Source organism: Streptomyces chrestomyceticus JCM 4735 (assembly GCF_003865135.1).
Taxonomy (GTDB): domain Bacteria; phylum Actinomycetota; class Actinomycetes; order Streptomycetales; family Streptomycetaceae; genus Streptomyces; species Streptomyces chrestomyceticus.
In genome coordinates, this window is the sequence record NZ_BHZC01000001.1 from 1,259,281 (window position 1) to 1,276,377 (window position 17,097).

The following is a 17,097-nucleotide window of genomic DNA, read 5'->3' on the forward strand; positions in this document are numbered from 1 at the left end:
CGGCCGGTCCGGACGCGCCGGGCCCGGAACGCGACATCCCGGAACACGACGGAGCGCCCCTGGACCCGTGGTCCTGGGGCGCTCACGTTTCAGCGTGCGGCGGTGGTCCGCCCGGCCCGGGAGGGTGGTCCCGGGCGGTGCGGTCCGTGTACCGCGGCTGCCTGCTCACCGGGCTCAGTACGCCGAGTTGACGTTGTCCATGGAGCCGTAGCGATGGGCGGCGTAGTTGGCGGCGGCCGTGATGTTGGCGACCGGGTCGGTCAGGTCGTTGGCCGTGCCCTCGACGTGGTAGCGGTCGAACGTGGGCTGGATGACCTGGAGCAGGCCCTTGGACGGGATGCCGTTCTTGGCGTTGATGTCCCAGTCGTTGACGACGTTCGGGTTACCGCTGGACTCGCGCATGATGTTGCGGTGCAGGCCCTCGTAGCTGCCGGGGATGCCCTTCTTCTTCATGATGTCCAGCGACTCCTTGATCCAGCCGTCCAGGTTGTTCGCGTAGCGCGGCTTGGACTCGACCGGCTTGCGGTCGGCGGCCCGGCTGGCGGCCTCCTTGGCGGTGTGGCCCTGGCCGGCCACGGCGGTGACCTTCACCGACTCGGCGAGGGTCCTGGTGTCCGCCGCGTCCTTCGCGTCACCGGCCTTGGGCGCGTCGGCGGCCTTGGTGTTCGCACCCGTGGGCTGGCCGTTCGCGGAGACCGGCTTGACCGCGGCGGAGGCGGCGGCGTGCGCGTCACCGGTCGCGGCGGGGACCGTCAGGGCCGCGGTGGCACCGGCGGCGGCCAGCACGGCGACGGAGAGCTTGTGGGTCTTGGTCACGCGGACGGAGCGGAGCAGGGTGTGAGCGGTCATGCGGGGTATTCCTCTTCCAATCACTGAAATGAGCGGGCGGCAGCCATTGGCGGGAGGTACGAGCAGGAAGCCACTGGCGGCACGAGAACCGGGTTCTTGTCCGCGTCCGCCCCGAAGGCATTTACGCGACGCATCAACCCGGCGCCTCAGCAATGATTAGCGACGGCCAAATTGGAAAGCAATAGCCGCTCACCGGGCCCCGGCTACGGCCCCTTTACGTAGAAAGGGCCTTCCGGCGCCACTCAGTCCATGGACGCGGGCCGCAATATCTCTGCGGCGGATTACTAAGAAAGGCCGTACGGGACTGAAGTCCCGTGCTGCGCGTCACGTTCGGGGCCGGGCGTGGCGCCCACCGGAAACCGCTTGAAATGGCCTCGAAACCCGGTTTTCGGGCCACCTGCGGAAAACCTTGTGGCCCGCGTCACCGTTTGGCGTGGCGCCGCATCGGTAAGTGGTGCCGGTCACCTGGAAAAGGGATTGATCGGGGAAATCTATGAGCGCAATAGGCGTTTTGGCAACAAAAAAGCGGCCGGCTGGTGGGCCGGTCGCGGGGGCGGCCTGTGGGGGCGGGGCGCGCGGTCAGGCGCGGGGTCGCGCCTACGGGGCGAGCGCACACGTTCCCCCACTGGGGGCTTACCCGGAGCGGGCCGGGACGAAGCCACAGTCCGCCGCCCCGGAACACGCCCTGACGGGCGCCCGGCAGGGCCGACCAGGGCTGCCCCGGCTCGGCCCCGGGCCGGGGTCACGAACGCCCCCGGCACGGTCCCGAACCAGCCCGAATCGGCCCAGGGCCAACCCGGAGCCAGCCCCAATCGCCCCGAGGCCACCCCAGCACCAGCCCCGGCCCGGCCCGGCCCCAGTTCAGCCCGGCTCACTTCCAGGCCGGCCCCGGCCCGGCCCCAAGCCGGCCCCGAACCGCCCCCACCCCCACCTCAGCCCTGCAGCGACTTCCAGAACTCCTCGAAGGAGAGCTTGCCGTCCGCGTTCGTGTCCTTGGCGGCGATGACGGCCTCGGCGACCGGCCCGGTGACGTAGGGGTCCCCCATCTCCGCCATCGCCCGCTTGTACTCGTCCGCGGTGATCAGGCCGTCGCCGTCCGCGTCGAACCGGTTGAACGCCGCCTTGGCCGCCTCGATGTCTGCCACGGGAGTGCCCCCTTGAAGTCGCTGTACCACTGAATTGACCTGGGTACATTAACCGACTGTCACCCCACCCCCGACCCCGCCCCGGCCCGCCCTCCCGGCCCCCGCGCCCGGCTCAGCCGCCGATCCGGCGCGCCAGGTAGACCGCCGTACGGCTGTCCGCCGACGCCGCCACCTCGGCCGGTGTCCCGGTGGCCACGATGCGGCCGCCGGCCGCGCCGCCGCCCGGTCCCAGGTCGACGACGTGGTCCGCGCCCGCGACCACCCCCATGTCGTGCTCGACGACCACCACGGTGTTGCCCGCGTCCACCAGCCCGTGAAGCTGCCGCAGCAGCACCTCGGTGTCGGCCGGGTGCAGGCCGGTGGTGGGTTCGTCCAGGAGGTAGAGGGTGTGGCCCCGGTGGGCGCGCTGGAGTTCCGTGGCCAGTTTGATGCGCTGGGCCTCGCCGCCGGACAGCTCGGTCGCGGGCTGCCCCAGGCGCAGGTAGCCGAGGCCGACGTCCTGGAGGGTGCGCAGGCTGCGGGCGGCGGCCGGTACGTCGGCGAGGAAGTCCGCCGCGGTGTCCACCGTCATGCCGAGCACGTCGGAGACATTCCGGCCGCGGTAGGTGATCTGCAGGGTCTCCGGGTTGTAGCGGGCGCCGTGGCAGGTGGTGCAGGGCGCGTACGTACCGGGCAGGAAGAGCAGCTCGACGGCGATGAAGCCCTCGCCCTGGCAGGTCTCGCAGCGGCCACTCGCGACGTTGAAGGAGAAGCGGCCCGCCGTGTAGCCGCGGGCGCGCGCTTCGTCGGTGGCGGCGAAGACCTTGCGTACGGCGTCGAAGAGGCCGGTGTAGGTGGCGAGGTTGGAGCGCGGGGTACGGCCGATGGGCTTCTGGTCGACGCGGACGAGGCGGTCTACCGCCTCCAGGCCCTTGGCCTCGGCGAGCTGTGCCCGGGCCGCGCTCTCCTCGTCCTCCTCCGGTCCGGCGCCGAGGTGGTCCGCCACGGCGTCCGCGAGGACCCGGGTGACCAGCGTGGACTTGCCCGACCCGGAGACGCCGGTGACGGCCGTGAAGACGCCGAGCGGGAAGGTGGCGTCCACCCCGCGCAGGTTGTGCAGGGTGACGCCGTGCAGGGACAGCTCCCCAGTGGGCTCGCGGGGCGGGCGCGCGGCGGGCGGCGCAGTGTCGAAGAGGAAGCGGCGGGTGGCGGACTCGGTGACCTGTGCGAGGTCCGCGACGGGCCCGCTGTGCAGGACCCGCCCGCCGTGCACGCCTGCCTCGGGCCCGACGTCCACGATCCAGTCCGCGTGCCGCACCACGTCCATGTCGTGCTCGACGATGAACAGGGTGTTGCCCGCTTCCTTCAGGCGGCCGAGCACGGTGAGCAGGGCCTCGGTGTCCGCCGGGTGCAGGCCCGCCGAGGGCTCGTCCAGTACGTAGACGACGCCGAAGAGGCCGGAGCGGAGCTGGGTGGCCAGCCGCAGCCGCTGGAGTTCGCCGGAGGACAGGGTGGGGGCGGCCCGGTCCATGCTGAGGTAGCCCAGCCCCAGCTCGGTGAGGACGTCGATACGGGCGACCAGGTCGCGGGCCAGGGTCGGCGCCACCCCGTCGTCGTCGGACACGGCCGTCGGGCGCAGCAGCTCGGCGAGGCCGCTGAGCGGCAGGCCGGAAAGCTCCGCGATGTCGCGGCCGGCGAAGGTGACGGCCAGCGCTTCCGGCCGTAGCCGCCGCCCGCCGCATGCGGGGCAGGGCGCGGAGACCAGGTAGCGCTGGACGCGTTTGCGCAGTGTCTCGCTCTTGGAGTCGGCGAAGGTGTGCAGTACGTAGCGCTTGGCGCTCATGTACTGGCCTTGGTAGGGCCGGTGGATGCGGCCCGCTTCCCGTACGGGGTGCACGGTGACGACGGGCTGCTCGTCGGTGAACAGGATCCAGTCCCGGTCGGCGGCCGGGAGGTCGCGCCACGGCTTGTCGATGTCGTACCCGAGCGCTGCCAGTACGTCCCGCAGGTTCTTGCCCTGCCAGGCGCCGGGCCAGGCGGCGATCGCGCCGTCCCGGATGGACAGCGACGGATCCGGTACGAGTGATTCCTCCGTGACCCGGTGGACGCGGCCCAGGCCGTGGCACTCCGGGCAGGCGCCGGCCGCGGTGTTCGGGGAGAAGGCGTCGGAGTCGAGCCGTTCCGGGGCGTCCTCCGGGTACGTACCGGCGCGCGAAAACAGCATCCGCAGCGAGTTCGAGAGGGTGGTGACGGTGCCGACGGAGGAGCGGGAGGTGGGGGCCGAGCGCCGCTGTTCCAGGGCGACGGCGGGCGGCAGCCCGGTGATGTCCTCGACCTTCGGCGCGCCGACCTGGTGGATCAGGCGGCGTGCGTAGGGGGCCACCGACTCGAAGTAGCGGCGCTGCGCCTCGGCGTAGACGGTGCCGAAGGCGAGCGAGGACTTGCCGCTGCCGGACACGCCGGTGAACACCGTGACGGTGTCCCTCGGGATGTCCACGTCGACACTGCAGAGGTTGTGTTCCCGGGCGCCGCGCACCCGTACGTACGAGTCGGTCATACCTTCCATGATCGGTCAACGCCTGGCGGCAGCGCGCGGGCCCGCCCCCGTGGTCGGGGTGGGGGCGGGCCCGCGGCGGCCGTCACGCGAGGGCGTTCCGTACGCCTTCGCGGGCCTCTTCCCAGGGAGCGGGCGTGGCGATCAGCGCCCGCAGGCCCCGGGTCTGGCGGGGCGGCACGCCGATCGCCAGGATGCCGGTGGCCTGCCCGTCGCGCCCGTAGAGAGCGACGGCCTTCCGGGCGTCCGGGTCCAGGACGGTGGCCTCGGACCGGTCGGCGCCGTTGAGCACGCCGTACGCCTGGATCTTCAGGCCGTACTGGTCGGACCAGAAGTACGGGACGGGCGTGAAGGGGCGCCGTTCCCGTCCGGCGGCGGGGGCCAGTGCCCCGTCCCCGCCCTCCGGCAGGGTCTCCTCCAGTTCGGCGAGGAGGTTGCGGGCAGCGGCCATGCCCTGCTCGGTGGCGTTCATCCGGTGCTCGACGCGCAGGTGGCGCCCGTGCACGGGGTGCTGCCAGCGGGCCACGTCACCAGCGGCGTAGATGCCGGGCGCGGCGGCGCAGTACGCGTCGCAGCGCAGCCCGTCGGCGGTGTCCAGGGCCGGGTCGCCACGCAGCCAGCCGACGGCGGGCTCCGAGCCGATGGCGACGAGGACGGTGTCGGCGGGCAGCCGGGTGCCGTCGGCCAGCCGTACGGCGGTCACGTGCCGCGCCGGCCCGTCGCCGTCCGCCTCGAAGCCGTCGACGGCCGCGGTGCGCAGGTGTACGCCGTGCTCCTGGTGCTCGGCCGCCAGCAGCTCGCCGATCTGCGGGCCGACCGTACGGGCCATCGGCAGCGCTTCCCGGCCGACGAGCGTGACCTGGTGGCCCAGCTCGCGCGCCACGGCCGCGGCCTCGCAACCGAGGACGCCGTTGCCGACGACCACGAGGCGCCGGTCCGTGCCGGACAGCCGCTCCTTGAGGGCGAGCGCGTCCTCAAGGGTGCGCAGGGTGAGCACCCCGTCCAGACCGGCCGCGTCCGGCAGGGTGCGGGCCGCGACGCCCGTGGCGACGATCACGCCGTCGCAGGCCAGCCGTTCGCCGCTGTCCAGGGTGAGGGTGCGGGTCGCGGTGTCCAGGCCGGTGGCCCGGGTGCCGAGGCGCAGGTCGAGGGCGAGGGTGTCGAGCTGGTCGGCGGCGCGCAGGTGCAGCTTGTCGGGCTGCCAGGCGCCCTGGAGGAGCTGCTTGGACAGCGGCGGCCGGTCGTACGGCGGGTGCGGCTCGTCGCCGACGAGGGTCAGCGTGCCGGTCCAGCCGAAGCGGCGCAGGGCCTCGGCGGCGGCGAGTCCCGCCGCCGAGGCGCCCACGACGGCGATGCGGCGGGGGGTCACTCGTGCACCTGGATCACGGCGGCCGGGCAGATGGCGGCGGCCTCGCGGACCATGTCGTGCTGGTCGGCGGGCGGCGCGGCGTCGAGGAGGACGACCACGCCGTCCTCGTCACGCTGGTCGAAGACGTCGGGCGCGATCAGCACGCACTGGCCGGCGGCGCAGCACTTGTCGGCGTCGAGGGTGATGTTCATGGCAGGTGGCTCCTGGAGGCAGACGGGACGGGGAGGAGGGGTGTCACCAGGTGACGGGCAGGGTGTGGCAGCCGTAGATCGCCATGTCGCTGCGGTACGGGATCTCGTCCACGGGGACCGCGGGGCGCATCTCCGGGAAGCGGCGCAGCAGCGTGCCGATGACGACCTGGAGCTCGACGCGGGCCAGTGCCTGGCCGAGGCACTGGTGGATGCCGTAGCCGAAGGCGACGTGGTGCTGGGCGTTGGGGCGGCACACGTCGAGCGCGTCGGGGTCCGCGAAGACCTCCGGGTCGCGGTTGGCGGACGGTACGGCCACGACGACGCCCTCGCCGGCCCGGATGAGCTGCCCGCCGATCTCGATGTCCTCGGTGGCGGCGCGGCGCGGGCCGTTACGGATGATGCTGTGGAAGCGCAGCAACTCCTCGACGGCGCCGCGGATCAGGTTCGGCTCGGCGCGCAGCCGGTCCGCGGTCTCCCGGTCGCGCATCAGGGTGAGCGCGCTCAGGCCGATCATGTTGGCGGTGGTCTCGTGGCCCGCGATGAGCAGCAGCGCGGCGAAGGCGACCACGTCGTCGTGGGTGATCTCGCCGGGCACCTGCTGCTCGGTGATCAGTCGGCCGAGGATGTCGTCGCCGGGCGCCGCCTCCTTGGCGCTCACCAACTGGTGCAGGTAGGCGCGCAGCTCGGCCCGCGCGCTCTCGCGCTCCTCGTCGGTGACCGTGCGGGAGAGCAGGGTGCCGGTGAGCCGCTGGAACACCTCGTGGTCGTCGTACGGGACGCCGAGCAGCAGGCTGATGACGAGCGAGGGCACCGGCAGTGCCAGCGCCTCGACGAGGTCCACGTCCTGGCCCGCGCGCTCTTCCATGGCGTCGCACAGCTCGTCGGTCAGGCGCTGGATCTCGGGGCGCATCGCCTCGACCCGCTTGACCATGAACTCCCGGGTGACCATGCGGCGCAGCCGGGTGTGCTCGGGCGGGTCCATGCGGATGAAGCCGCGGTGCTCGGTGGTGGCGCCGCCGGTCATGCCGCTGAGCGGGTAGCCGGGACGGGTGGTGTCGGAGCTGAAGCGGGTGTCGCCCAGGATGGCGCGGATGTCGGCGTACCGGGTGGCCAGCCAGGCTTCGGTGCCGTCCGGCAGCGAGATCTTCGACAGCGGCGCTTCGGTACGCAGCCGGGCGAACTCGGCGGGCGGGTCGAACGGGCAGCCCTGCGGCGGCTGCACGGGCAGCGCGGGCGCGGCGGCCGGCGCGGGGGCGGGAGAAGCGGGAGAGGGGGTCATGTCGCTCCTTGGGAGCACGCGGGCAGGGGCGTGCGCCCTGTGTCGGACGTTCACCTAACGCCCGTAAACTTACACGCGTAACGCAGGGGTACGACGATGGGGGGTGGGGTGGTGAGCGCTGAGCGGCACACCGCGTCGACGGGGTGCCGGAAATGGCCGGAGCGCTCCCGGAGCGCCCGGTTCGAGAAGGAAAAACCGGTTCAGGAGCACCTGGTTCGGGAACGGGAACGAACGCCCGCTTCAGGAGGGCCCAGCGCTCCCGGAACACCCGGCCCACAAGACCCCGGAGCTCAGCCCGCCCGCTCCATCAGCAGATGCAGGATCTCGTCCACATAGCGGTACAGCCGTTCGGCGTCCTTGCGGCTGGGCATGACCTGCCACAGCATGACCCGGCCGTGCACCGCCGCCCACAGCACGTACGGCGCCTCTTCGCGCGTCCCGCGCACCCGCCACCCGGCCGCCTCGCACGCGGTGAGGGAATCGTGCAGGCCCCGCACCAGGCGGCCCGCCGGGTGCCCGGCCAGCCGCTCCGGTTCGACCGGTGTCTGGCGGGTCTCGTACAGGAGGCGGTACTTGGCGGGGTGCTCGACGGCGTACCGGCAGTACGCGCGCAACTGGGCGCGGAGCAGGTCCACCGGGTCGTCGGTGTCCGCCGCCGCCGACGCCTCCGCCATCGCCGCCCGCAGCCGCTCGTAGCTGACCTCCAGCGCGGCCCACACCAGCTCGGTCTTGTCGGCGAAGTGCCGGTAGATGCTGGGGGCGGCGACGCCCGCCTCGCGGGCCACGGCGCGCAGCGACAGGGCGTCCTCGCTGCCCACCTCTTCGAGGAGGCGTTCGGTGGCGCGCAGGAGTTCCTCCCGCAGACGCTCGCCCTGCCCGCGCGGATTACGGGGCCGCACGGCCGCACTCTCACCCACCGCCGTCACGCCCTTTCCGCGCTCCGTGCCGCTGTCCATCGTTCGCCGTCCACCGGGCGGAGCGGCCGCCCGGCGGGCCCGTGTCCGTGGTGCTCACGACCGGTCCGGGCCGGCCCTCAGGGTTTCACATCGCGGAACACTCCCTCACCGGGCCACCCGGCGCGACACCGCCGGCCGCGCGCCCGTCAGCGGCCCATGGTGAGTCCGGCGCCTTCCGCTCCCCGGCCGAGAACGGCCTCGCGGATGCCTTCCCGTACGTCGGGGCGGTCCCCGGTGGCGGCGAGGTTGACCATGCGCAGCGGGGGCCCGTGGGCGGAGAGCTGGGGGATGTACTCGGCCTTGGTGACCCGCCAGCGCTGCCCGTCCTTCGCGGGCGGCTCGAAGCGGAAGCGGGCGATGGTGCCCCAGTTGCCGCGCGGCTTCTCCATGATCCCGGCGATCTGGTCGCCCATGCCGTAGACGACCCAGGTGCCGTTGAGCTTCTCGTACGGCTGCGGGGTGTGCGCGTGCGTCCCGACGACGAGGTCGATGTCGGGCCGCCCGCCGGTCTTCGCCTCCGTGAGCGCCTTGGCGACCTTGAGCTGCTGCTCGTCCGGCTCGGTCTGGTACTCGGTGCCCCAGTGCGGGCTGACCACGACGACGTCGGCACCGGCCCGGCGGGCGGCCCGCGCGTCCGCGACGATCTTCTCGGCGTCGATGACGCCGACGGTCCACGGCTTGCCCTGCGGCTGCGGGACGCCGTTCGTGCCGTACGTGTACGAGAGCTGGGCCACCCGTGCCCCGCCGGGCGCCTTCAGCAGCGCGGGCCGGCGGGCCTCGGCCGCGTCGCGGGCCGATCCGGTGTGCTTGATCCCGGCCCGGTCCAGCCGGTCGAGAGTGCGCCGGACGCCTTCGGCGCCGTCGTCGAGGGTGTGGTTGGACGCCGTGGAACAGGAGTCGTAGCCGGTGGCCTTGAGCGCGTCGGCCACCTGGGGCGGCGCCTTGAAGGCCGGATATCCGGTGAACGGGCCGCCGTCGGGCCCGAAGGGCGTCTCCAGGTGGCAGATCGCCAGGTCGGCGCCCTCGATCACCGGTTTCACCCCGGCCAGGATGGGCCGGTAGTCGTATCCGCCGTCTCCGGCGTCCTGGCGCGCTGTCTCCAGTACGGACGGGTACGAGGCGATGACGTCCCCGGAGGCGGCGAGGGTGAAGCCCTGGGAGACCCGGTGCCCGGAGTGCTGCGGCGCGGCGGTCGCGGGGGCGGAAGCGTGGTCGCCCGGCCCGGAGGCGGGGCGTGCGGGCCGTCCGGGGCCCTGCTGGGCCGCGCAGCCCGTGGCCAGGGATATCAGGAGCAGGGCGGCGCCGTACGGTCGGTACTGGTTCATGCCAGACCCATAACAGCCCGAATGGTGCAATAAACCGATTAATGCACCTGCTGACACCGGTGGTCCCCCGCCACCGCCCGACCGGGGCGCACCGGCTCGCGCGGGCGGGCGGAGCCCTCATAATCAGCGCGCTCCGGGCGTGGCGGCCGGACTCCGCCCCACCCGCCCGTCAAGCAACAACGGATCAACCGATCCGAAAACAAATCAGCCCACCGGGGAACCCGGGACAGCTAGGGTGCCCGGATGGCCCGAGCCCCCCTGAGCAGCGACCTCTTCCCCGCCGGCCTCCCCGTGTACGCCACCGTGGGCCGCACCCCGGAGGGGCGCGCGTGGCTGGACCGGCTGCCTGCCGTCGTCCGGTCCGTCCAGGAGGAGTGGGACCTGCGACTGGGCGTGCCGCTGCACGGCGGGAGCTGCTCGTGGGTCGCCCCCGTGCGCCTCCCGGACGGCGGTGACGCGGTGCTCAAGGTGACCTGGCCGCACCGCGAGGCCGCCGGGGAGGCACCGGCCCTGCGCGCCTGGGACGGCAGCGGCGCCGTACGGCTGCTGCGCCACGACCGGGAGCGGTACGCGTTGCTGGTCGAGCGCTGCACACCGGGCGGCGAGCTGGACGACAGTCCGCTCCCCGCCGACGAACGACTGCTGCTCGCCGCCGGCGTCCTGCGCGAGCTGTGGGCCGCGCCCGCACCGCCCGACGGTGAGCTGGAGCGGGTCGCCGACGTGTGCGCCGAGTGGGCCGGCATGATCGAGGACCGGATGGCCCGGATCCGGCCCGGCTACGACCCCGGGCTCGTCCGGCTCGGCGCCCGGCTGCTGCGCGAACTGCCCGCCACCGCCACCCGCGAGGTCGTGGTGCACGGCGACTTCAACCCCGGCAACGTCCTCTCCGCGCGGCGCCGCCCGTGGCTGGCCATCGACCCCAAGTCCATGGTCGGTGACCCGGGTTACGACCCCTGGCCGCTGCTGGAACAGATCGACGACCCCTTCGGGTACGACGACCCGCGCCCGGTCCTGCGGGAACGTTTCACCCTGGTGGCCGACGCCCTCGACGAGCCCCCGGCCCGCCTGCTGGCCTGGGCGACGGCCCGCACGGTGGAGAACGCCCTGTGGTGCGCCGGTCAGGGGGACGTCCAGGACGGCGCGGAGGAGTTGGAGGTGGCGGCGGTACTGGCGGGGCTGGCGGGACTGTGAGAAGCGGCAGCCCTGCGCGGCCGGGCGCGCTCAGCCGAACGTGCGGAACAGTTCCTGGAGATAGTCCTCCAGCCTGCTCGCCAGCAGGTCCGGTGTCAGGTCGTGCCGCCCCAGCTCCCGCCACGGCGTCCCGACCTTGCCGGCGTCGGGAGCGAACCCGAGGGCGTCCAGGACGCGCCAGTACAGGTGATCCGCGGGGTCGTCGCTCACTACCCCTCCGGCCGCCGCGTAGGCGTCGGCCAGCCGCATCCCCTCCTCGACGCCGTGCAGGAGGGCCAGGGCCGTGGAGCAGTGCGCCACGTCCAGATCGGCCGGGCCCCAGGACGTCTCCACCCAGTCGACGACGCCCGTGATCCGCAGGCCGCTGCCCCGGCCGGTGAAGAGCACGTTGCCGGGGTGGAAGTCGCGGTGCAGGAAGCACGGTCGGTACGCGGGAGGCTCGCGGCGGATGACGTCCACGGCCCGCTCCCACAGGTCCGGGCGGCCGGTGCTTTCGGGCAGGCGCACCCGGTCCGGCGCGGCCCACGCCTCGTACGCGCGCGGGCGGGCCCCCTCCGGGACCTGTATCCGGTGGATGCCGAGGAGCTGGCGCGCCAGCAGCGGCGTACGCAGGGCGGCCTCCGCCTCGTCCACGCGCACGGTGCCGGACAGCAGGGACATCAGCAACGACGGGTGGGCGCAGTGTGCCGCGGTCGCGTCCACCGCGTGGAACGCCGCCGCGGGCACGTCCGTCCCGCCGAGCAGACGCAGGGTGTCCGCCTCGCGCGTCAGCAGGCCCTCCGCGTGCCGCGCGAAGAACGGCCGGACGAAGGACCGGAGCACCAGCCACCGGGGCTCACCGGGCCCGCCCATCCGCAGCCGCCGCATCTCCGACGTCCAGCCGCCGCGCAGCCGCTCGGCGGCCTCGACCCGGTATCCGCCGCCCACCTGCTGCTCCACCCAGGCGCGCGTGCCCTCCCACCCGGGGTCGTCGCAGTCGGCTGCCAAGACATCCACGTTCTCGTGCGTCACCATGGCCACAACGTAGAGCGCCTGCCGCGGCTCAGGCCACCTCGATTCCGTACTCCTGCACCAGCGCCTCCAAACCGCCTTCATAGCCCTTGCCGCCGAGGACGAAGTCCCAGTCACCGTTGGCGCGACGGCGGAAGGAGCCGAGGACCAGCGCCGTTTCGCCGCCGCGCCCGTCGGAGACCTCGAGCTGCCCGAGTTCGGTGCCGGACGCGTCGACCAGGCGGATGCACGCGTCGGTGAAGCCGGACAGGTCCGCGTGCGGGTCGGTCTCCGGGTCGACGGCCGCGACGAGGACGAACCGGTCGGCGGCAGCGGGCAGGGCGTCGAAGTCCACCTGTATCGCGGCGCGGTCGGGGGCGAAGCCGGACAGCATCCGTACGGTGCCGTCGGGGGTGCGCGGGTTGTTGTAGAAGACGAAGTGGTCGTCGCTCAGTACGCGGTTGCCCTGGCAGACCAGCGCGCAGACGTCGAGGGCGACGCTGCCCGACCAGTTCATGCCGAGGATGCTGCCCCCGTCCCGCTCCGCCTCCGGGGCCGGGTCCTGCGCCGTCTCCGCCTCGTCGGCCTCGGCGGGTGCCTGCCGCCGGTCCGGGGCCGGGGCGGCGCCGAGGCGTCCGCGCAGACCGTGGCGGGCCAGCAGGTCGACCAGTTCGGGGCCGCTGACGAGGGTGAGGGGCTTGCCGTTGGCGAAGGCGTGGGCGCCGGGGCCGAAGCGGGAGGTGGTCACCAGTACGCCCTTGTTGGCGCCCTCGGACTGGACGGTGCCGAACAGGTCGCGCACGGCGGTCGGCGGCACGGTGTTGCGGTACCGCTTCACCTGCACGATGATCTTGCCGCCCCGGATGGGGTCGGAGTCCAGCGCGTCCACGTCCACCCCGCCGTCCCCGGACCGCTGGGTCGTCACGGCCTGCATCCCCATCGCGCGGAACAGCTCGGCGACCAGCCCCTCGAAGGCGATCGGGTCCATGGTGAACAGGTCCGGCTCGGCGTCGCCGCCGTGCGTCACCACGCCGCCGCCGACGTCCCCCGGCTGCCGCGCCGGCCGGACGGTGGCCCGCTGGTCGGGGCGCGCGGACAACTGGCCGCGCAGCCCGTCGGTGAGGCAGTCCACCGCGCTGACCTGCGCCAGGTGCAGTTCCTCGAAAGCGTCCCGGAGGGCCGTGACGGTGGCCAGGCACAGTTGCGCGGGACGCCCGGTGACCGGGTCCACGTCGTCGACGAAGCCGTTGACCACCACGGAGTCGAGCGTGCGGGACGGGTCCGCCGCGAACAGGTCGTGCACCACCAGCAGGACGGACTGGGCCAGCACGTCGCGGTAGGCCGCCCGCCGCTGGGTCACCGGCCGGGCGACGTCCTTGTCCTGGTCGGCGGCGTACATGTAGCGCACCGACTTGGCCGCGGGCACGATGTCGTAGCCGGGCAGTTCCCAGTCCAGTACGAGCTGCCGGGCCGCCGGGTCGAAAGCGGCGTGGACCCGGCGCGGGAAGCCCTGCGGCCAGCCCGTGGCGGCGTACAGCGCGGCGGAGAAGTACTCCACCACCGCGTCGGGGTCGCCGCCGCGCAGGCCCGTCAGCAGCTCCTCGACCGCGGCGTTATAGCTCCGGATCTCCGCCAACTGACCGGCGGCCCACTGGTCGTACTGCCTCCGGTAATCCTCCAGTTGACGCAGGCGCTGCGCCTCCGCCGCCTGCGCGGCGTGCCAGTCGTGTTCGTAACGGGCGCGGGCCTCTTCCTGCGCCTGCGCGCGGCGGGCCCCGCCGAGGCTCCAGCCGCCGGCCTGCGGCTGGTACGCGGACGGGTCGGGCATCGGTACGGGCACGGCGAGCCGGCCGGGTGCGAACGCCTCGACGTGCTCGGGGCGGCGCAGCGCGTCGGCGGTGAACGCCGGGGCCCGGCAGCCGTCGGCCAGCAGGCCGGACAACTCCGCCATGCGCGCGTCCAGTTCCTCGGTGCGGCGGCGGGCGTCGGCCTCGCGCTGCTGCCGGTACGCGTCCCGGCGTTCGCGCTGCATACGGGCCATGGCGCGTTCGGTGTCGCGCTGTTGCCGCTCCTGGTCGCGGCGGGCCTGTTCGCCGGCTCGCCGCTGAGCCTCCTGGCGGCGCTGCTGCTGACGCTGCGCCTCGGCCCAGACGGCCACTAATCCGTTGGAGCGGCGACTCATGTGGATCTACGTCCTCCCCTGGGGCAGCGCACCCCGAAACAGCCCGCGCAGGCCCATCCACCAGCGGGTATTCATCCGACTTTAGCGGGATCCCGACGGGTCGTCCCCTGCCGGGTCGGACCCCGATCGGACGAGGGGCGGCCCGACAGGGCCTCGGCGCCCCGGAGCCGGGACTTCGGCGGACCGGAGCCGGGCGTCCGGTGCCCCGGAGGCGGAACTTCAGCGCCCCAGGAGCGTGCCCAGGCGTTCCAGCAGGGGCAGCAGCGCGGCGCGTTCCTCGGGCGTGAGCGCTTCGAGCGCGCCGCGCACGGCGTGCATGTCGGCGCGCACCCGGAGGGCGAGCGCCCGGCCCTCTTCGGTGGCGGTGACCACCTTGCTCCGGCGGTCCTGAGGCGCGGCCTCCCGCCGTACGAGCCCGCGCTCCTGCATCCGCGCGATGAGCCGGGTCGCGTTCGAGGCGTCGCAGACCAGATGGCCGGCGAGCGCGCTCATCGAGAGCGGTTCCTCCAGGGCGATGAGCGCGCGGGCCTGTGCGGTGCTCAGGCCGTGCCGCAGGGCGGCCGCGGCGAGATCGTCGTAGTAGCCGCGGACCGTACGGGCGAACGGCGGGAGGAGGTCGTCGGGAGCGGGCCGGGTGGTGTCGGACACGCGGCCAGGATAGCGGGTTACTTGACTTCAGCAATCGTTGGCATTTACATGGAACGGGTGCTTGACCTTGTCAAGCGAACCGACCGGGCGGCGGGACCTACCCCCGCCCCCGCCGCCCGGCCCCGCTCCACCCCGTACGCATCGGAGACACCATGACCAGCAGCACCCCCGAGCAGCCGGACGCCGTGGTCGCGCGGCTGCGCGCCACCTTCCGCACCGGCCGCACCGCCCCTCTGGAATGGCGCACCGACCAGTTGCGGCGGCTGCGCGCCCTGCTCACCGAGCACGGCAAGGACTTCGCCGCCGCCCTCCACGCGGACCTGGGCAAGGGGGAGACCGAGGCGTACCGCACCGAGATCGACTTCACGCTGCGCGAGATCGACCACACCCTCGACCACCTGGAGGAGTGGCTGCGGCCCGAGCCCGCGCCGGTGCCGCCCCACCTGAGCGGCGCCGAGGCGTGGACGGTGTACGACCCGCTGGGCGTCGTCCTGGTCATCGCCCCCTGGAACTACCCCCTGCAACTGCTGCTCGCGCCGATGGTCGGCGCCCTGGCGTCCGGCAACTGCGTGGTCGCCAAGCCCAGCGAGATGGCGCCCGCCACCTCCGCCGCCGTGGCCCGTCTGCTGCCCCGCTTCCTGGACGCGGACGCGGTCGCGGTGGTCGAGGGCGCCGTCCCGGAGACGACGGCCCTGCTGGAGCAGCACTTCGACCACATCTTCTACACGGGCAACGGCACCGTGGGCCGCATCGTGATGCGCGCGGCGGCGGAGCACCTGACCCCGGTCACCCTGGAGCTGGGCGGCAAGTCGCCCGCCTTCGTGGACCGCGACACGGACGCCGACGCGGTGGCCGCACGGCTGGTGGCCGGCAAGTTCCTCAACGCGGGCCAGACCTGCGTGGCGCCGGACTACGTCCTGACCGACCCGGAGACGGCGGCCCGCCTGGAGCCCGCCCTCGCCCGCGCCGTCACCGCCCTCTACGGCGACGACCCCGCCGCCGCGCCGAACTACAGCCGGATCGTCAACGAGCGGCACTTCGACCGGCTGACCGGCCTGCTCGGCTCCGGCCGTACGGTCACGGGCGGCACGCACGACCGGGACCGCAAGTACATCGCGCCGACGGTGCTCGGCGGCGTGGCGCCCGACGCCCCGGTGATGCGGGAAGAGATCTTCGGGCCGATCCTGCCGGTCGTCGAGGTGGCGGACCTGGACGCGGCCATCGACTTCGTCAACGACCGGGACAAACCGCTGGCCCTGTACGCCTTCACGGAGTCCGAGGAGACCCGGCGGCGGCTGACCGGGGAGACCTCGTCGGGCGGCCTCGGCTTCGGCCTGCCGGTCGCCCATCTGACCGTGTCCGACCTGCCGTTCGGCGGGGTCGGGGAGAGCGGGATGGGCCGCTACCACGGCCGGTACTCGATCGAGACGTTCAGCCACCGCAAGGCCGTCCTGTCCAAGCCGCTGGCCTGAGGTCCGCGTACGGCCGTACACGGCACACACCCTCCCCTCCCCCACAAAAATCTCACCGAACTGGGAAACCTATCGTCTTGATCTGAGAACTTCACATGTGCTTTTGTTTGAAGCATCATGAACGACGTGATCCCTGAGAACGCGACGTCGGCGGCGGCCCGGCTCTCCGGGGCCTCCGGGCCCCCGGAGGCGGGCCGCCGCCCGGTCGTCGGCGTATCGCTGAAGCTCTACTTCGGGCTGGCCGCGACCCGGACGTGGCTCGCGGACGTCGCCGCCCTGAAGGACGCCCTCGCGGAACTCCCCCGCCCCGTCGACCTGTTCGTCCTGCCGTCCTTCCCCGCCCTGGCCGACGCCCGGGAACTGCTGGACGGCACCGGCGTCGCGTACGGCGCCCAGGACGTGCACTGGGCCGAGTCCGGCGCGTGGACCGGCGAGGTCTCCGCGGGCATGCTCGCCGAGGCGGGCGCCCGGTACGTCGAGGTCGGCCACGCGGAGCGGCGCCGCCACTTCGGCGAGACGGACGCGACCGTGGCCGCCAAGACCGGCGCCGCCGTACGGGCGGGGCTGGTGCCCGTCATCTGCGCGGGCGAGCGGCACGACAACGGCCTCGCGCAAGCCGTCGAGGAGACGCTGACCCAGGTACGGGCCGCCCTCGGCGGCGCGGGACCGGACAGCGAGGTGATCGTCGCGTACGAACCGGTCTGGGCGATCGGCGCCCGCGAACCGGCGCCCGCCCGGCACGTACGGGCGGTGGCCTCGGCCGTCCGCGCCTGCCTGCGCGACCACGGCGTGCGCGGCCGGGTCGTCTACGGCGGCACCGCCGGACCCGGCACCTTCGGCCGGCTGGCCGGCAGTGTCGACGGCCTGTTCCTGGGCCGGCTCGCCCACGACACCGCCAACCTGCGCCTCGTCCTCGAAGAAGCCGCCGCGGCCACCGCGCCCGCCCCGCTTCCCCTCCGCCCCTAGG

General features: G+C 73.5%; 14 protein-coding genes. 3 read left to right on the forward strand and 11 right to left on the reverse strand.

Going from position 1 to position 17,097, the window contains the following annotated elements; genetic code table 11:
* Positions 1–174: 174 nt before the first annotated feature.
* The 8 genes from EJG53_RS05130 to EJG53_RS05165 all read right to left on the reverse strand — a co-directional run bounded on the left by EJG53_RS05130 (position 175) and on the right by EJG53_RS05165 (position 9,647).
* Complete coding sequence (locus tag EJG53_RS05130; protein ID WP_125043835.1) at positions 175–849, reverse strand: transglycosylase SLT domain-containing protein; 675 nt, start codon at positions 847–849, stop codon at positions 175–177.
* 932 nt (positions 850–1,781) lie between these two features.
* On the reverse strand, positions 1,782–1,994 hold the full coding sequence (locus tag EJG53_RS05135; protein ID WP_125043836.1) for an EF-hand domain-containing protein: 213 nt from the start codon (positions 1,992–1,994) through the stop codon (positions 1,782–1,784).
* 112 nt (positions 1,995–2,106) lie between these two features.
* Positions 2,107–4,530 (reverse strand): excinuclease ABC subunit UvrA, encoded by a 2,424-nt coding sequence (gene uvrA / locus EJG53_RS05140; protein ID WP_125043837.1) that lies wholly within the window; start codon positions 4,528–4,530, stop codon positions 2,107–2,109.
* An 82-nt stretch (positions 4,531–4,612) separates the two neighbouring features.
* Positions 4,613–5,896, reverse strand: coding sequence for an NAD(P)/FAD-dependent oxidoreductase (locus tag EJG53_RS05145; RefSeq protein WP_125043838.1), 1,284 nt, complete (start codon positions 5,894–5,896; stop codon positions 4,613–4,615).
* A complete protein-coding gene (locus EJG53_RS05150; protein ID WP_030022493.1) occupies positions 5,893–6,087 on the reverse strand; it encodes a ferredoxin in 195 nt (64 codons plus the stop codon). The genes EJG53_RS05145 and EJG53_RS05150 overlap by 4 nt, the downstream gene beginning before the upstream one ends.
* Before the next feature lie 43 nt (positions 6,088–6,130).
* A complete protein-coding gene (locus EJG53_RS05155; RefSeq protein ID WP_125043839.1) occupies positions 6,131–7,366 on the reverse strand; it encodes a cytochrome P450 in 1,236 nt (411 codons plus the stop codon).
* A gap of 290 nt (positions 7,367–7,656) precedes the next feature.
* On the reverse strand, positions 7,657–8,283 hold the full coding sequence (locus tag EJG53_RS05160; RefSeq protein WP_174856529.1) for a TetR/AcrR family transcriptional regulator: 627 nt from the start codon (positions 8,281–8,283) through the stop codon (positions 7,657–7,659).
* 185 nt (positions 8,284–8,468) lie between these two features.
* On the reverse strand, positions 8,469–9,647 hold the full coding sequence (locus EJG53_RS05165; protein ID WP_125043841.1) for a CapA family protein: 1,179 nt from the start codon (positions 9,645–9,647) through the stop codon (positions 8,469–8,471).
* A gap of 243 nt (positions 9,648–9,890) precedes the next feature.
* Here EJG53_RS05165 and EJG53_RS05170 point away from each other — a divergent pair, with 243 nt between their 5' ends.
* The gene (locus tag EJG53_RS05170) at positions 9,891–10,838 is read left to right on the forward strand and encodes an aminoglycoside phosphotransferase family protein (RefSeq protein ID WP_244954987.1); all 948 of its coding nucleotides are present in this window, start codon (positions 9,891–9,893) and stop codon (positions 10,836–10,838) included.
* Positions 10,839–10,868: 30 nt separating this feature from the next.
* On the opposite strand, the gene EJG53_RS05175 is transcribed toward EJG53_RS05170, so the two are convergent.
* The 3 genes from EJG53_RS05175 to EJG53_RS05185 form a co-directional block, all read right to left on the reverse strand.
* Positions 10,869–11,852, reverse strand: coding sequence for a phosphotransferase family protein (locus EJG53_RS05175; RefSeq protein ID WP_125043842.1), 984 nt, complete (start codon positions 11,850–11,852; stop codon positions 10,869–10,871).
* Positions 11,853–11,880: 28 nt separating this feature from the next.
* Positions 11,881–14,010 carry a restriction endonuclease gene (locus EJG53_RS05180; protein WP_125043843.1) on the reverse strand — a complete coding sequence of 710 codons (2,130 nt, stop codon included), beginning with the start codon at positions 14,008–14,010 and terminating at the stop codon, positions 11,881–11,883.
* Positions 14,011–14,229: 219 nt separating this feature from the next.
* Positions 14,230–14,658 carry a MarR family winged helix-turn-helix transcriptional regulator gene (locus tag EJG53_RS05185; protein WP_125043844.1) on the reverse strand — a complete coding sequence of 143 codons (429 nt, stop codon included), beginning with the start codon at positions 14,656–14,658 and terminating at the stop codon, positions 14,230–14,232.
* A gap of 152 nt (positions 14,659–14,810) precedes the next feature.
* Here EJG53_RS05185 and EJG53_RS05190 point away from each other — a divergent pair, with 152 nt between their 5' ends.
* Together EJG53_RS05190 and EJG53_RS05195 are read left to right on the forward strand one after the other, a co-directional pair.
* Positions 14,811–16,130 carry an aldehyde dehydrogenase family protein gene (locus tag EJG53_RS05190; protein WP_125043845.1) on the forward strand — a complete coding sequence of 440 codons (1,320 nt, stop codon included), beginning with the start codon at positions 14,811–14,813 and terminating at the stop codon, positions 16,128–16,130.
* Between the two features lie 126 nt (positions 16,131–16,256).
* Positions 16,257–17,096: a triose-phosphate isomerase family protein gene (locus EJG53_RS05195; RefSeq protein ID WP_244954988.1), complete on the forward strand. Its 840-nt coding sequence runs from the start codon at positions 16,257–16,259 to the stop codon at positions 17,094–17,096.
* Position 17,097: the final 1 nt, after the last annotated feature.

What these genes read in the sequence shown, in the direction of transcription:
- EJG53_RS05155 (WP_125043839.1), bottom strand. Translation starts at nt 7,366, where the DNA reads ATGACCCCCTCTCCCGCTTCTCCCGCCCCCGCGCCGGCCGCCGCGCCC.
- EJG53_RS05170 (WP_244954987.1), top strand. Translation starts at nt 9,891, where the DNA reads ATGGCCCGAGCCCCCCTGAGCAGCGACCTCTTCCCCGCCGGCCTCCCC.
- EJG53_RS05175 (WP_125043842.1), bottom strand. Translation starts at nt 11,852, where the DNA reads ATGGTGACGCACGAGAACGTGGATGTCTTGGCAGCCGACTGCGACGAC.
- uvrA (WP_125043837.1), bottom strand. Translation starts at nt 4,530, where the DNA reads ATGACCGACTCGTACGTACGGGTGCGCGGCGCCCGGGAACACAACCTC.
- EJG53_RS05165 (WP_125043841.1), bottom strand. Translation starts at nt 9,647, where the DNA reads ATGAACCAGTACCGACCGTACGGCGCCGCCCTGCTCCTGATATCCCTG.
- EJG53_RS05130 (WP_125043835.1), bottom strand. Translation starts at nt 849, where the DNA reads ATGACCGCTCACACCCTGCTCCGCTCCGTCCGCGTGACCAAGACCCAC.
- EJG53_RS05150 (WP_030022493.1), bottom strand. Translation starts at nt 6,087, where the DNA reads ATGAACATCACCCTCGACGCCGACAAGTGCTGCGCCGCCGGCCAGTGC.
- EJG53_RS05190 (WP_125043845.1), top strand. Translation starts at nt 14,811, where the DNA reads ATGACCAGCAGCACCCCCGAGCAGCCGGACGCCGTGGTCGCGCGGCTG.
- EJG53_RS05180 (WP_125043843.1), bottom strand. Translation starts at nt 14,010, where the DNA reads ATGAGTCGCCGCTCCAACGGATTAGTGGCCGTCTGGGCCGAGGCGCAG.